The following is a 216-nucleotide window of genomic DNA, read 5'->3' on the forward strand; positions in this document are numbered from 1 at the left end:
CCTCCCGAATGGCTATGAATGTTAATTTCCTTCTATTCTTCCTTGTCCATTCGTCATATTCCTTGTGCGTTAGCACATGACGAATGAAAAACATTTGCCGGTTGAAATGGACTGTAGCGACGACTCGGAAATTGTTTCCTCCAACATCAAACACATAAAACTTTGTTGGAACGTAATCGACTGTAGTACCAAACGTCTTCTTAAGACCGGAAAGGT

At 41.2% G+C, this 216-nt stretch carries 1 protein-coding gene; it reads right to left on the bottom strand.

The genetic code is table 11. The features are described from left to right. A partial coding sequence (locus AB4Y44_RS43080) for a type II toxin-antitoxin system HigB family toxin (protein WP_368702869.1) occupies positions 1–216 on the bottom strand: 216 nt, incomplete at both ends.

It is taken from the genome of Paraburkholderia sp. BR10937, assembly GCF_040965695.1.
Taxonomy (GTDB): Bacteria; Pseudomonadota; Gammaproteobacteria; order Burkholderiales; family Burkholderiaceae; genus Paraburkholderia.